Source organism: Amphritea atlantica (assembly GCF_024347255.1).
Taxonomy (GTDB): Bacteria; Pseudomonadota; Gammaproteobacteria; order Pseudomonadales; family Balneatricaceae; genus Amphritea; species Amphritea atlantica.
The window spans coordinates 3,695,469-3,709,680 of the sequence record NZ_AP025284.1; the positions used below are offsets into that span (position 1 = coordinate 3,695,469).

The 14,212-nt window shown below is 50.1% G+C and carries 14 protein-coding genes; 5 read left to right on the forward strand and 9 right to left on the reverse strand.

Features of this window, described 5'->3' with window-relative positions:
* Positions 1–382 precede the first annotated feature (382 nt).
* From OCU43_RS17030 to OCU43_RS17050, 5 genes are all read left to right on the forward strand, one after another.
* A complete protein-coding gene (locus OCU43_RS17030) occupies positions 383–1,405 on the forward strand; it encodes a TRAP transporter substrate-binding protein (RefSeq protein ID WP_091359291.1) in 1,023 nt (340 codons plus the stop codon).
* A gap of 16 nt (positions 1,406–1,421) precedes the next feature.
* Positions 1,422–1,958 (forward strand): TRAP transporter small permease, encoded by a 537-nt coding sequence (locus OCU43_RS17035; protein WP_091359288.1) that lies wholly within the window; start codon positions 1,422–1,424, stop codon positions 1,956–1,958.
* A gap of 6 nt (positions 1,959–1,964) precedes the next feature.
* Positions 1,965–3,281, forward strand: a complete 1,317-nt coding sequence (locus OCU43_RS17040; RefSeq protein ID WP_091359286.1) for a TRAP transporter large permease — start codon at positions 1,965–1,967, stop codon at positions 3,279–3,281.
* 72 nt (positions 3,282–3,353) lie between these two features.
* On the forward strand, positions 3,354–3,842 hold the full coding sequence (locus OCU43_RS17045) for a universal stress protein (RefSeq protein ID WP_091359283.1): 489 nt from the start codon (positions 3,354–3,356) through the stop codon (positions 3,840–3,842).
* A gap of 140 nt (positions 3,843–3,982) precedes the next feature.
* Complete coding sequence (locus OCU43_RS17050; RefSeq protein WP_091359282.1) at positions 3,983–4,702, forward strand: helix-turn-helix domain-containing protein; 720 nt, start codon at positions 3,983–3,985, stop codon at positions 4,700–4,702.
* A 302-nt stretch (positions 4,703–5,004) separates the two neighbouring features.
* Here the strand turns inward: OCU43_RS17050 and OCU43_RS17055 are convergent, their stop codons facing one another.
* The 9 genes from OCU43_RS17055 to OCU43_RS17095 all read right to left on the reverse strand — a co-directional run bounded on the left by OCU43_RS17055 (position 5,005) and on the right by OCU43_RS17095 (position 14,195).
* Positions 5,005–6,495, reverse strand: coding sequence for a tripartite tricarboxylate transporter permease (locus OCU43_RS17055; protein WP_091359279.1), 1,491 nt, complete (start codon positions 6,493–6,495; stop codon positions 5,005–5,007).
* Positions 6,496–6,509: 14 nt separating this feature from the next.
* On the reverse strand, positions 6,510–7,100 hold the full coding sequence (locus OCU43_RS17060) for a hypothetical protein (protein ID WP_091359277.1): 591 nt from the start codon (positions 7,098–7,100) through the stop codon (positions 6,510–6,512).
* 69 nt (positions 7,101–7,169) lie between these two features.
* On the reverse strand, positions 7,170–8,117 hold the full coding sequence (locus tag OCU43_RS17065; RefSeq protein WP_091359273.1) for a tripartite tricarboxylate transporter substrate binding protein: 948 nt from the start codon (positions 8,115–8,117) through the stop codon (positions 7,170–7,172).
* Between the two features lie 42 nt (positions 8,118–8,159).
* Positions 8,160–8,651 carry a universal stress protein gene (locus OCU43_RS17070; protein WP_091359271.1) on the reverse strand — a complete coding sequence of 164 codons (492 nt, stop codon included), beginning with the start codon at positions 8,649–8,651 and terminating at the stop codon, positions 8,160–8,162.
* Positions 8,652–8,844: 193 nt separating this feature from the next.
* Complete coding sequence (locus tag OCU43_RS17075) at positions 8,845–9,783, reverse strand: AEC family transporter (protein WP_091359268.1); 939 nt, start codon at positions 9,781–9,783, stop codon at positions 8,845–8,847.
* A 56-nt stretch (positions 9,784–9,839) separates the two neighbouring features.
* On the reverse strand, positions 9,840–10,235 hold the full coding sequence (gene pcaC, locus OCU43_RS17080) for a 4-carboxymuconolactone decarboxylase (RefSeq protein WP_217647444.1): 396 nt from the start codon (positions 10,233–10,235) through the stop codon (positions 9,840–9,842).
* 28 nt (positions 10,236–10,263) lie between these two features.
* Entirely contained in the window at positions 10,264–11,028 is a 765-nt protein-coding gene (locus OCU43_RS17085; RefSeq protein WP_091359262.1) for a 2-keto-4-pentenoate hydratase, read from the reverse strand.
* Entirely contained in the window at positions 11,028–12,485 is a 1,458-nt protein-coding gene (locus OCU43_RS17090) for an NAD-dependent succinate-semialdehyde dehydrogenase (protein ID WP_139203188.1), read from the reverse strand. The genes OCU43_RS17085 and OCU43_RS17090 overlap by 1 nt, the downstream gene beginning before the upstream one ends.
* A 102-nt stretch (positions 12,486–12,587) precedes the next feature.
* Positions 12,588–14,195, reverse strand: coding sequence for a bifunctional 3-(3-hydroxy-phenyl)propionate/3-hydroxycinnamic acid hydroxylase (locus tag OCU43_RS17095; RefSeq protein ID WP_091359259.1), 1,608 nt, complete (start codon positions 14,193–14,195; stop codon positions 12,588–12,590).
* Between the last annotated feature and the right edge of the window lie 17 nt (positions 14,196–14,212).

Sequence of the window (14,212 nt, forward strand, 5' to 3'; positions counted from 1 at the left end):
CTGTCCCTCCCTGCCAATACATCAGAAATTCTCTGTGCAAAAACTGCTTTTCGGATCAGCTTTTGCCTGGCAATCCCACGTTTCAAGACACAGCTGCCAAACGCTGATTTATGCAGTTTATCCAGGCCACCAAGCCATTTCTACTCGTGACACACAATAGTGCACATACACTTATAGTGAGATTAAATAAGTACTAATATTGTGCAAAACCAAACTTTAATTACATTATTATCATAATTTGATAAAATGTATTGTTTGACCACTTCTGTTATGTTACTTAATAGATAACCCGGATGATAAAAACGACCGAATCCAAGCCATCGTCATCATCCAGAAACACTGAAACCCTATTGAAAAAATAAATAGAAGCCTGAGGTAAAACATGAAACGCACAGTTGCAAAGATGCTTGTCGGATTATCTGTGATCGCCTTCAGCCAGAGTGTATTTGCTGAAACCCGGCTGACACTCTCCTCCTGGATGCCAAGTCAGCACCCTATGGCGGCAGAGATGATCTTCCCATGGGCCAAAGAGGTGGCCGAGGTTACCGAAGGACGGGTGACTGTCGATATTCTGGCTAAATCCCTGGGACACCCAAAAATTCATTATGATATTGCCCGCGATGGTCTGGCAGATATCACCTACAGTGCTCACGGCTATACACCGGGACGCTTCCTGCTGACCAAAGTGGCCGAGTTCCCCTTCAGCGGTAACAGTGCAGAGGCGCAGTCCGTCGCCTACTGGAGGGTTTATAACAAATACCTGGCGAAGGCCAATGAACATAAAGATGTCAAACTGCTGGGGCTGTTTACCCATGGACCCGGTGCGGTGCATAACAGTAAACACCCAATTGAAAAAGTATCAGACTTCGAAGGGCTGAAACTGCGTGTGGGAGGTGGAGTTGTTAATCAGGTGGCAACCTCCGTTGGCGCTGTTCCTCTGCTGAAACCCGCGTCAAAAGCTTACGAACTTCTGTCTCACGGTGTCGCTGACGGCACCATGAATCCACCGGATGCTCTGGTCGGCTTCAATATCGTGGATATGGTTAAAAATACCACTATCGTCCCGGGTGGCTTTTACAACATCAGCTTCTTTCTGGTGATGAATAAGGATCGCTGGAATGAGATCGATCCTAAAGATCAGGCGGCCATTGAAAGTATCTCCGGCGAAGCCTTCGCCAAACGCTGCGGTAAAGTCTGGGATCGTATCGCTCAGGAAGGTCTGGATGCCGCTAAGGCCAATGGCAACACCATAACCTATGCGGATGATGCATTCGTCGCCGACCTGAAAGCGAAAACGGCACACATTGAAAATGAATGGGTCGCTGAAGCCAGCGCCAGGGGCGTTGATGGCGCTGCGGCACTGGCAGAACTACGTGCAATTGCCAACAGTTACACGCCTGAATAAGGTTTAGGTAATCATTATGCGACTGGTACTGACAAACATCAGCAAACGATTGCTAACCGCGCTGGAGTTTTTATACGAGCGCGTACTGGCGTATATCGCTGCGGTAGCAATGTTCCTGATGATGCTGATCACTCTGGTGGATGTTGTGGGACGAGACCTGTTCTCCTTCCCTCTCCCCGGAGGTTTTGAAATAACAGAGTTTCTGTTAGCAACGCTGATATTTCTGGGTTTGCCAATGGTCACAGCGGCCAATGAACATGTTGATGTCGATCTTCTGGACTCATCGGTTCCGGCGTTTCTGAAGCCGTTGCAGACAATCATTATCTGTCTGGTGAATACCATCGCCTTTGGTGTGCTGTCGTGGATGCTCTGGAAACTGGCCATCCGCACCTATAACTACCAGGACACCACTGCGATCCTCGAGATCCCCTTTACCGGACTGGTTGTACTGATGGCCAGTTGCTGCACGCTGGCGACGGCGGCACTGGTGATGATGTTACTTGTCAGAAGGGGCAAAAAACTTTTCCGCAGCAAGACAAAGCCGGAGTATTGATACAAGATGGAAACCAGCTTAATAGGCCTTGCCGTTTTAATGTTCCTGATCTTTTTCAGGGTTCCCCTCAGTGTTGCCATGGGCACCACCGGCGTACTGGGCTTTGCCTATGTACAACTGTTTGAGTTTGGTAACTCAAGAGGGATGGATGCCGCACTTAACATGGTATCGCAGGTCTCATTTGAGACCGGATTATCCTACAGCCTATCGGTGGTTCCGCTGTTTATTCTGATGGGTAACTTTATCACCGAGGCGGGCCTTTCCAGCCAGCTTTATCGCGCATCCCATGCTTTTCTGGGACATTTCAGGGGTGGCCTGGCACTGTCTACGGTAGTGTCCTGCGGGGGCTTCTCAGCGGTCTGCGGCAGTTCAATGGCCACTGCCGCCACCATGTCGAAAGTCGCGATGCCCGAGATGCGCAAGTATAACTACGCCGACAGTTTAGCCAGTGGATCAATCGCCGCCGGCGGAACCCTGGGGATACTGATCCCCCCCAGCACCATCCTGGTGATCTACGGCATGATGACAGAAACCGATATCGGCAAACTGTTTATTGCGGGTTTACTGCCCGGTTTAATCGGCATCATCTTCTATATGGCGGCGGTATCAGTCACCGTTCACCTCAAGCCCGAGCAGGGGCCGGCAGCGGAGCGTTCAAGCTGGACTGAACGGCTGGTCGCACTGAAGGATGTCTGGGGCATATGCTTCCTGTTTTTCATCGTGATGGGGGGGATTTACAGCGGCGTCTTCACGCCGACAGAAGCGGCGGGGATCGGTGCTTCGGGAGCATTCTTTATCGCCCTGCTGCGACGTAAGCTGACGTTTAAGAGCCTGATTGACACCCTGGTAAGCTCTGTCCGTACCACGGCCATGCTGTTCTTCCTGGTTATCGGTGCGGTACTGTTTTCCAACTTCATTAATCTGGCGGGGTTGCCGGATGCCCTGAAAGATGGTGTGCTGGCGATGAATCTCAGCCCGATGCTGGTGATTCTGGCGATCATCGGTATCTATATCATTCTCGGCTGCGTGTTGGAAAGTATGTCGATGATACTGCTGACGGTGCCGGTGTTTTACCCGCTGATCTCCGCGATGGGAATGGATCTGATCTGGTTTGGCATTCTGGTGGTCGTGGTCACCGAAATCAGCCTGATCACCCCACCGGTAGGATTGAATGTCTTCGTTCTCAGAACGGTGCTTCCCGATCTGAAGCTAAGCACTATTTTCAAAGGGGTCACCCCCTTCTGGATCGCCGATATCTTCCGCCTGATTCTGATTGCACTGGTCCCAGGTGTATCCCTGTTTCTGCCCGGGATGGTCGGCTAACTCAGGCATATATACAGCGCGCCCTGTCAGCGCAAACAGGGCTGTTCCTATATCATTATAAAGGCAACACAGATGAGTATTGAGATTAGAAATATTTTATATGCTTCAGATCTGGGCGACAGCTCCAAATACGCGTTTGAGTTTGCGGCATTAGAGGCCAGTAAACATAACGCAAAAGTAACCTTCCTGAATGTCGTTGAGCCCCCTTCTCACTCAGCGGAAACCATTTTCGGCAACCTGAGTGATAAAAACGCTTTCCAGACGATGCGTCAGGAAGGCTTACAAAGAATCAAAGCACTCATCGAGCAACGCATCGATAAACTGAGTCACTCAACAGCGGTTTCGCTACAGCAAAAGCCAGAAGCCCGCATTGAGGAAGGCCATGCGGCTGAAACCATCATTGAGGTTGCCGATGAGATCGGTGCCGACCTGATTATTGTCGGCAGCCGCAGCCGGACTCACTCGACTCTGGAACGTTTCTTTGTCGGCTCAACTGCACAGAATGTGGTGCAGCTGAGTGCTATCCCCGTCTTGATTATCCCTATCCCGGTAGAGAATTGATTTTATCAGCGCGTAGCCCCGGTATCAGGGGCATTTAAAAACGCTTTCTGAAATCATTTAATAACAATTCAAGAATACAGCACTGAGCGTTTACAAAACAACCAAATCAAAAACAGCAGACTCGATACCAGGTAGCCAATATGAATGATCATATTGATCTGACTAAAAACGTTTCAGGCATAAAGATCACTCTTGCAAGTTCAAAAGTAACAAAGCCTTTTAAAGTTAACGATAGACAGATATATATCTATCTGTCATTTAATCACTCCAGAACGTTCTTCCGAATCCACTTCCTCAATCAACCATACTCTCTTTATAGTGAAAAAAGGCTGGAAGATCTCCTCCAGATAAATCATTTATCAGACAGTGTCGTGTCTATAAGCTCCACTCCTTTCAAAGATTTACTTACCCATGTAATGACACAACAAAAGAGCATCCCACAAAGAATATTAGACAGTTATGCTGACATCATACTCCACTATATTCAGAGAGAGATCTTATTTAACACAGGTTCAAAATCAAATAAGAACAGCAAAGTAACAACCATGAAAAATATTAAGAATTATATTGATCAAAACATAAAAACTAATATATCAGTGAAAAACTTAAGCAACGTTTTTTATATGAGTGAACGGTCACTCTATTATCTTTTTCAGGAGTTCGAATCAAAATCCCCCCTCGCTTATATTCAGCAACAAAAAGTAGCTCATGCATACCAGGAAATAAGCAGCAAGGCATCACACCGGAGTATTACTCAGATTGCCATAGACTATGGTTTTTCAAACCTGGGACGCTTCGCCCAGCTTTATCGTATGCAAGTAGGGGAACTGCCCTCGACAACCCGGACAAACTTTCAGTAATCACAGTTTTCTATAGCGCAGGCAAGCCTGAGCTGAGAACGGCTTAAATACGTCTCTGGATAATCTCAGCCCTGCCCTGAGAACACCACGACTTATCTCACCGCAAGCTCCGTTACAGACATTAGCCGACCTAAAGAAAAGCAGCGATCTCGGTGAAAGATAAAAGCACGATTAAACACTCTATGCCTGTAAAATAAAAAAAGCCGGCTGTTAAACAACCGGCTAAAGCTGACAAGCAAAAAATCAGAAGATTCAAATAGCCATAAACAAGAGAGGCAAGCCAGTAAACAGCTTTCCTGCGCTTAAGCAGCTGTTGCGCTCTTACGCTCTTTCACTTTACTGCTGATATACACCACGATTGAGAGGATGGTGATGCTCAGCAACACCAGACTGATCGGCCGGGTAATGAAAATAGTCAGATCACCTTCTGATATCCCCATGGACTGTCTGAATCGCGTCAGGAAGACTGGCCCCAGAACCATGCCCAGAATAATAGGAATAGCAGGGATATCATTCTTTCTCAGCACATAGCCAACACCTGCAAAAAACAGCGCAATCAGTGCATCGCTCACCTGGTAGTTCTGGCTGTAGCTGCCAATAAAACCCAGCACCAGAATAAAGGCACCAATAAATCGCCCTCTGATACGGGTCAGATTTACCATCCATTTAGTGGCAAATGTCAGGTAGACAAAGCAGAAAATATTCATCATAAAGAGAGAGATGTAGAGGCCGGATATAAACTCAGGTCGCTCAGCAAACAGCGTCGGCCCCGGTACATAGTTATGCACCATAAACACCGCCAGCAACATGGCCATCAGCGCATCAGCGGGAATGCCAAACGCCAGCAAAGGCACCATAACCGATGCGGTCACGGCATTATTGGATGTTTCCGAGGCGATCAGACCCGCAGGGTTGCCTTTGCCGAAGGAGTCCGGATCTTTGGAAAACTTCTGTGCCAGGGTGTAGGAGAAAAACTGCGAACCAAACTCGCCAACACCGGGCAGCAATCCCATGATCACCCCCAGAAATGCGGAGCGTGCAACGGTCATCTTATTGCGCAGCAGCTCTACGATACCACTGAAGTATCCTTCCCCCTCAAGCCTGGTGACATGGGCATCATTGCCCTTTTTTGACAGCAATACAAACGCCTGAGACATGGCAAACAGACCGATAACAACCGGCACCAGCGGAATGCCACCTAACAGCCAGGTCTGGCCGAAGGTAAATACCTGAGAGTTAAATGAACGGTCGAGGCCTACCGAACCGAGAAACAGCCCAAAGCCCAGCATAATCACCGCTGCAGGCACATGTTTACGGTGGGCCAGCACCACAAACACCATCCCCAGCAGCGCCAGCATAGCAAACTCTGCTGAACCAAACTTTTGTGCCACTTTAGCCAGCACGGGCGCCAGTAACACCAGAGAGGTAACACTGATCATTCCCCCCACAAATGAGGAGGTGTACGCAATCGACAGTGCGCGTTTGCCTTCCCCCCGTTGCGCCATCGGATAACCATCGTAGGTGGTTAACACCGCCACCGGGGTGCCGGGGGTGTTCATCAGAATCGCGGGAATCGCGCCACCGTACCAGGCGCCGCCGTAAACCCCCACCAGCAACATGACCCCCGCCAGTGGCGCCATCGAAAAACTCAGGGGCAACAGTATCGCCATCACTCCGGCAGGTTCAAGACCCGGGATAGAGCCAATAGTCACCCCAATCAATGCACCTAACAAGATCGCCAGGATCACATTTAAGTTGGCAACCTCATTTAAACCCAGCAGTATACTATCCATTGCCGTTTCCAGAATTAAAGATAAGAATTTGCAAAATCTGACCAGTCAGCTGGCAAGAATTGATACAACCACACATCATCCATCCACAGGCCAATCACATATCTGAAGATAAAAACGATGGCGACAGAGACTAAGAAGGTCGCTATAAACCAGTTCCGGTTAAGCAGGCGCGATAACGCCAGCAGCAGCGAGACAAACACTAATGTCGTGAGAAAAAATCCGGTTACATTTAACAGGTGGATATAGAAATGAAAGAGAATGCTGGTGATCACCGCGACCCGATTATAGGAGAGCGCATCATACAGATACTCAGACCAGGTTTTCAGATCGATTGAAAAAAGCGCCTTAAGCTTACCAGCAAGCATCACACATGAAAAAAAAGCCATAATGCTCAGCCCGATAAGGGGACCCAGCATCGGTTGCAGAAACCACCCTTTGTGAGTATCAATAATGCTGGCCTGAGAAGGCACCAGGCAGAGTAAAACAAAGCTGATTAAGGTGACCAGAACGTAGAAAGGTATGTTCTCATCACCTGTCAGAATCATCTGCTTATCACAGAGCTGATCTTCGCTATCCGAGGCTAAATTGTTATCTTTATTTTTCATATCAATTCTCAAAGCGCCTCTCTTTCATCAGGTCAACCAGACTTCAGAGAGGCTTTACTAACTGAAAACCTATTTGTTCATATATTTGAGAAGATCTTTGCTTTGCTCGACCTCTTCAGCAATACGCTTACTGGCTTCAGCGGCTGGCTGCCAATAGATTGAGGCACCGGTGGTGTTGGCGATCTCTTTAACACGATCAGACTCAAGCGCTTTCTTCGCGATTGCAGCGATCTTGTCTTTGATCTCCTGAGGTGTACCGGCAGGCACAAACAGACCATTCCAGGTGGTCATCGGGATACCTGCAATCTCGTTCAGGGTCGGGGCATCGGGTGAAACACTGATCCGCTCTGAAGTAAACGAGGTCAGAACTTTGGCTTCACCCGACTTCAGGCACGCCAGGATTAGCTGAGTCGTGGTATTGATAACATCGGCATCACCATTTGCCAGAACGGAACAGTCGGTGGCATCAAAAGGGGCATCAGAGGAAAAATTAACCCCCAGAACCTCTGCCGCTTTGAAGGTCATCGCCGTCGGGCCTGCCTGATAACCAAAATGCCCCAGCGAGACATCATTGCTCTGTGAGTATGCTGCCAGCTCTTTCATAGAACTGTAGGGAGCATCGCCACGGGTGGCCAGCACAAACGGATAATCCAGGAAGATGCCTACTGGCTCAAAAGTACTGTGATCCCAGGGCACATTACCCGCCAGGATTTTGAATGTTAGCAGGTCATTTACAAATGAACCGATCGTCAGGCCATCGGGACGGGCTACTGCAACTTCGGACGTACCGATAACTGCACCACCGCCAGGCTTATTAACAACCGTTGCTGGCTTGCCCGTCTCTTTAGTCATCTCTTCAGCAATGATGCGGGTCAGCACATCTTCAAGATCACCTGGAGGCCATGGCACAATAAACTTAACCGGACGGGATGGATATTCTGATGCGGCCACCAATGGCGCAGCAAGCACTGAACACGCTAAGACAATGCCGGAAATCATCGTTGTTATTTTCTTCATGAAATACCTCTGTTATTTTACTTGGTGAGTTGAGATTAAGCGTTATTCACTTGTCCCTTTCAGAGGAACAATGAGAACAGGACAAACACTGTGATGGATTACTTTCTGAGCCGTTGAGCCGAGAAATATTCGTGACAATGACGAGCTTTCCCTATCCCCCATCACGATCAGATCTGCATTAAACATCCTGGCAGCTTTGACAATGCACTTATCCGGCACCCCCTGAAGAACCTGAATCGTTGGCTCATCGATCAGCTTTGCATCTTCCTCAGACAGTTCCTCATCATGAAAATCGATAAGACGCTGCTCAATACGCTGCATCCGTTCAGTGAAGATTTTAGCCAGTCTGGAACGACTCACCGATTCGGGGAGGTAATCATTGATTATCTCTTCAGTGGCACCATCAAGTGGCTCCACAACATGCAGATAAATGATTTGAGCGCTATGAGCTTTTGCCTGTTCAATCGCAGCCCTGAACGCAGGACGGCTGCCAAGACCTAAGTCAGAAGCGTATATGATCGTATTTATCTTCATATCTTAAAACCACCAAATTTCTCATAATTTGAGAATACATTCTTAATTTTAAAATATCAATACAAAAAAATAACGCTTTTCTCACATTTAATGAAAAATGATAATAACCAACTATGATTTTCAATCTGTTTGCACAACGGACGGGCGGCGGAGATTTTTATCCGGAAATGGCGCACCAAAACGAGTCACGGAGTCAATCGACCCAGATTTTCAGCAACGGCAAAATCACGGCTAAGGAAAGCAGCGAAAGGATAGTGGTGGACATAATAGCGCCGGAAGCCAGCTCAACCCGACGCTCATACTGCCGGGCAAAAATAAACACCATTGAGCCTGTTGGCAAAGAGGACATCAGGACAACAGACGCAGCCCAGAACGGCTCCAGTCCCATCAGATAAACGACCAACAAGGCAACCAGTGGGTTGAAAACAACTTTAACCAGCGTCACCCAAACCAGCCGTCCGGTCTCGCCCTGAATTTTAATACCCACCAGTGATGCGCCCATGGCAAACAGCGCCACAGGGGCTGCGGATGGCGCCAGCATCGCAAACAGATTGTTCACCGGGACAGGCAGCGGAATAGAAAAATAGGAAAACACTCCCCCGGCTATCGGGGCTATCAATACCGGATTTTTGAGAAACATCCGGGAGAACGTATTCCAGGCGTTCTGCCAGTAGGTCCCGCCGGAGCTTTTATTGCCCACCAGCGCCAGACCGATAATAAACACCATGTTGGTCGATAACGTCGCAATCACAACCGGCACGGTGCCCTTCTCACCAAACATGTAGAAAGCCAGCGGTACCCCCATATAGATGGTATTCCCCCAGCCACAGATGAGTGAGATAACGATTGCATCGAGGCTATCCCGGCTTTTCAGGCCCCGGTAGCCAAACACCCCCAGCACCATGGTAATCGTGGTGGCAATAAAATAAGCGGCAATAAAGGAGGGGTTTACTAAAGCGTCCAGGGAGACCTTAGCCATCGCCAGAAACAGCATCGGTGGTACGGCATAATTGATAATAAAATGGTTGAGCGCCTGCACAGCGCTCATCGGTATACCGCCGGATCTGCAGGCAAACCAGCCGCTAAAAACAACTGCAAACACCGGTAAAACAATATTAATGACGAGTTCCAAACACGCTCTCCAATTCGCGGTCTACCACGCCACTAAAGATGGCTGAACCTGACTGATCAGCCTTTCAGGTTGTTCAGATCGATGCCTTCCTCTTCCATAATCTGCATCGCAATACGGAAACTGTCGATCGCAGCCGGAACGCCACAATAGATCGCCACCTGCATCAGCACTTCGCGGATCTGTATTGGAGTCAGGCCGTTATTCAACGCCCCCCGGACGTGCAGCGCCAGCTCATGGGGACGGTTGAGGGCGGAGATCATTGCCAGATTAATCATGCTCCGCTCTTTTTTATCCAGCCCCTCTCGTTGCCAGACATCTCCCCAGCAATACTCAGTCACTAACTGCTGTAGCGGTTTATTAAACTCGTTAGCGTTATTGATCGAACGATCCACATAGGCGTCACCCAGGACCTCTTTTCGCAGCTTTAAACCTGCATCAAATTTCTCACTCATCACTCACCTCTGTGTAAATACAGTGCAGCTATTGATAGGACAGAACCAGTTCAGTGTCCAGCATGGTTAAACGGTAGGTTGTGCCCGGAATCATATCGATCGGTTTCGTCAGCGAACCGCTGATAAAGTGCTGCCCCGCCTTAACACCACCGTGCAGTGCCAGCAGGCTACGCACCATCCTGACAAAGGATGTCAGCGGACCGCCCAGTACACTGGCAGGCGAACCGGACAGCGTTTCAGTTGCCGTGGTCAGACTGCACTCAACCTCAGTTCCGGTCTGCCCAGGTATAAAAAGTTGCGGCTCACCTAACTGGTAAAAAGAGGCAACCGCATTATCGGCAAGAAAACCGCCGATACCAAACTTCCAGCCCAGCCGGGAATCGGCCACTTCAAACGCCGGTGCAATATAAGCAATTGCCTCGATAATCTGCTGATCGGTGTAGTCATCGCCATCAAGATCATGACCCAGAATAAACGCCAGCTCCGCTTCCAGTTTAGGTGCGATCACGGCGTCAGGGCTGAGGCGGTCACCCTCAATCAGCATATCTCTGAACAGCACACCATACACCGGCTCATCAAGCCCAAACCTATCCAGTGCAGGCTGATTCGCCATGGCAACTTTCCAGCCAGACACCTGATTACCTGCCGCCGCATTCTGCTTCATCAGTTGCCGCTGAACGCCATAACCATCATCAATGGTAAAACCATCAAACACCGTCACATCGCTGAGCGTTTGGCACTCAGCGCGGCCATGTTGGATCGCTGCAGCCGCTTGTTGATAGACAGCGTTCATCACAGACCACCCAGACAGACATATTTAATTTCCAGATAATCTTCAATGCCGTACTTCGAACCTTCACGACCGATACCGGACGATTTGATCCCCCCAAACGGCGCAACTTCATTGGAGATCAGGCCCGTGTTCACCCCCACCATGCCATACTCCAGCGCTTCGCTGACGTGGATATAGGTGGAGATGCTCTGGGTATACATATACGACGCCAGACCATATTCCGTATCGTTGGCCATCTCGATCGCGTCATCGATGCTGTCAAACTTAAACAGCGCCGCCACCGGGCCAAAGATCTCATCGGCATAAAAATCCATTGAGCGCTGCGCATCCCCCAGGACGACCGGGTTCATAAAGCGCTGCTGCTCGTCAAACTCAACATTTCGTGAGGTAATCTGTACCGCGCCTTTAGCCGTGGCATCATCGATCATCGCTTTAATCGAGCGGTAGGCTTTACGATCAATCAGCGGACCAAGCTCGGCCCCCGCAGTAGCACCATCAGCCACCACCAGCTTATCGACCGCTGCAGCCAGCTTGGCAGAAAACGCATCATACACACCGCTCTGTACCAGTATGCGGTTGGCACAGACACAGGTCTGACCGTTGTTACGGAACTTGGCGATCAGCGCCCCCTCAACCGATTTATCCAGATCAGCATCATCAAAGACGATAAACGGCGCATTGCCGCCCAGCTCCAGAGAGACTTTTTTCACATTAGCAGCGCACTGTTGCATCAGCAGCTTGCCAATATCGGTTGACCCGGTGAACGACAGTTTGCGCACGGTAGGGTTTTCACACAGCGCCGTACCGATCTCAGAAGAGCGGCCATTAATCACCTGCAATACACCTGCTGGCACCCCCGCCTCGTGGGCCAGATACGCCAGCGCAAACGCAGTCAGAGGCGTCTGCGAAGCCGGTTTGATAATGATCGGACAACCGGCAGCCAGAGCCGGCCCGGCTTTACGGGTAATCATCGCCGCCGGGAAGTTCCAAGGTGTGACGGCTGCACAGACACCGATCGGCTCTTTTCTCACGGTCAGACGGGTGCCGGGAACAACTTCAGGAATCACATCCCCGTAAGTCCGCTTCGCTTCTTCAGAAAACCATTCAATGAAAGAGGCTGCATAGGCGATCTCACCTTTTGCTTCGGGGATGGGTTTACCCTGTTCCGCCGAGAGAATCTTACCCAGGTCGTCCTGATTAGCCATAATCAGATCAAACCACCGACGTAAAATTTGCGCACGATGCTTTGCCGTTGTTTTCTTCCAGGGCTTCCAGGCTGTCGCAGCGAAACCGATGGCGGCTTCGGTCTCCTTCTGCCCCATCACAGGCACATCAATGATGACAGAATCATCTGCAGGATTAATGACATCGATGGTGTCGCCTGAATCAGCGCCGACCCATTCGCCATTGATGAAACACGAGCTCTTAAGTAGCTCAGGATTTGAAAGTGACAGCATGCAATAAACTCTTTCTTAATGGATCATGTCAGTGAGAAACATCAGTGAAAAATAACAGTCAGAAAAGCCGCAGCGAAGATGCCTTACTGCGGCCCCGAAAAATTAGCTCAACTGTTTACGCAGGGCATCCAGAGCTTCATTCAACCGGGAAGGCGAGCAGATTGCAGCAACAAACCGGTCCGGTCGGACGATAACAATCTTATCCCGCGCGGCGGTAAACCAGTCCTCCAGCGTATGGTCAACATCTTCAACACTGACCACGCCCTCGGCCTGCAAGCGCTCATGATAGCTAAAACCACTTTTGGAGCGATTCACCTGAATATAACGGGTGTCCAGACCTGCCCAGAACGCTTTATTCTCTTCGGAAACGTTGGCCAGCGGGTTAGTACGGAAGCCGATTACCGAGAACCAGGGGCCCTGCACCTCATCGAATTTCTCCCGGCTGCCATCAGCCGTTTCAACGTCCGGCTGAATAAACAGCTGGCCCACCAGACTGTCAGGATAGATCTCATCCGCTTCGTGATGAACAATGCCTTTGGTGATATGAGCCTTCGGCTTGAACTTAAACTCAACCAGATGCTCGCGCAGGTTATCCACTGAGTCTGACGCCTTGAAGATCCAGTCTCGGATACCGGCCAGAATCGGGTTCGTCATCCCCAGCACCGCGCCCATATTGTCAGCCAGGGCGATCAGATCGGTGGCATGGCCCCGACGTTCCTGATCATAGGTGTTAAGCACACTGACAGGGATGCGTCCTTTAGCGGCAGCGGCAACCTTCCAGGCGATGTTCACCACATCACGCAGACCGGAGTTCAGCCCCTGACCCGCCCAGGGCGGTGTAATGTGGGCAGCATCACCACAGAGCATTACCCGCCCTTTGGTAAAGGTGTCCGCCACCCGGGAGTTATGGGTATACGCACGAATCCGCACGATATCCAGATCATCCACGTCATCGCCGATATGACCCCGGATCAGTTTGCGGATCACCTCCTCCTGACACATCTCCTCCTCATTCTCATGGGGGAACAGCATGAACTCCCAGCGACGGTACTGATAGGGCAGATAGATACAGACAAACGGGCGTGAAGGATCCGCATGCAACGCCGTATAGGGGGCATTGAGCTTATCATTCGCGGCATCCACCACAACCCATTTCGCTTCGTGAGTGATGCCGGTATAACCGATCTCCAGCTGCTTGCGCACCTCAGAACGGGCACCGTCTGATGCCACCACAAAGTCCGCTTCCAGTGTGTAGGCCTTGCCCGTATTATCCGTGACCTCAAGGGTCACCCGATCATCAGTCTGAGAGATGGACTCCATAGTGTGACCCAGGCGCAGATCAACATTATCAAAGCGCTGTAGCCCCTCGCGCATCGTGGCTTCGGTCAGTTGCTGCATAAAAATGTTGCGCATCGGCCAGCCATATTGCGCAGTCTTCGGCTTCACCTCGGCAAAGCAAACACCACGGGCGTTGTAGTAACGCAGTGGCACGTTGCGGATCATGTCCTTGATCGCTTCATCCGCCAGTCCAGCTCCCTGCAGTACCCGCATCGCCTCATCATCCATGCCAACGGCACGGGGATATGGCAGAATCTCTTCCGACGCTTCAAGCACAACGGTCTGAATACCGTACATGCCCATGTAGTTCGCCAGCGTGATGCCGTTAGGCCCACCACCAACAATAACAACCTGTGTTTTTTGTGTTTCCATCAGAATAGTCTCTCTCT

Excerpts from the sequence above, each read along its gene's own strand:
- OCU43_RS17030 (WP_091359291.1), top strand. The coding sequence starts at position 383 with ATGAAACGCACAGTTGCAAAGATGCTTGTCGGATTATCTGTGATCGCC.
- OCU43_RS17035 (WP_091359288.1), top strand. The coding sequence starts at position 1,422 with ATGCGACTGGTACTGACAAACATCAGCAAACGATTGCTAACCGCGCTG.
- OCU43_RS17040 (WP_091359286.1), top strand. The coding sequence starts at position 1,965 with ATGGAAACCAGCTTAATAGGCCTTGCCGTTTTAATGTTCCTGATCTTT.
- OCU43_RS17045 (WP_091359283.1), top strand. The coding sequence starts at position 3,354 with ATGAGTATTGAGATTAGAAATATTTTATATGCTTCAGATCTGGGCGAC.
- OCU43_RS17050 (WP_091359282.1), top strand. The coding sequence starts at position 3,983 with ATGAATGATCATATTGATCTGACTAAAAACGTTTCAGGCATAAAGATC.
- OCU43_RS17055 (WP_091359279.1), bottom strand. The coding sequence starts at position 6,495 with ATGGATAGTATACTGCTGGGTTTAAATGAGGTTGCCAACTTAAATGTG.
- OCU43_RS17060 (WP_091359277.1), bottom strand. The coding sequence starts at position 7,100 with ATGAAAAATAAAGATAACAATTTAGCCTCGGATAGCGAAGATCAGCTC.
- OCU43_RS17065 (WP_091359273.1), bottom strand. The coding sequence starts at position 8,117 with ATGAAGAAAATAACAACGATGATTTCCGGCATTGTCTTAGCGTGTTCA.
- OCU43_RS17070 (WP_091359271.1), bottom strand. The coding sequence starts at position 8,651 with ATGAAGATAAATACGATCATATACGCTTCTGACTTAGGTCTTGGCAGC.
- pcaC (WP_217647444.1), bottom strand. The coding sequence starts at position 10,235 with ATGAGTGAGAAATTTGATGCAGGTTTAAAGCTGCGAAAAGAGGTCCTG.
- OCU43_RS17085 (WP_091359262.1), bottom strand. The coding sequence starts at position 11,028 with ATGAACGCTGTCTATCAACAAGCGGCTGCAGCGATCCAACATGGCCGC.
- OCU43_RS17090 (WP_139203188.1), bottom strand. The coding sequence starts at position 12,485 with ATGCTGTCACTTTCAAATCCTGAGCTACTTAAGAGCTCGTGTTTCATC.
- OCU43_RS17095 (WP_091359259.1), bottom strand. The coding sequence starts at position 14,195 with ATGGAAACACAAAAAACACAGGTTGTTATTGTTGGTGGTGGGCCTAAC.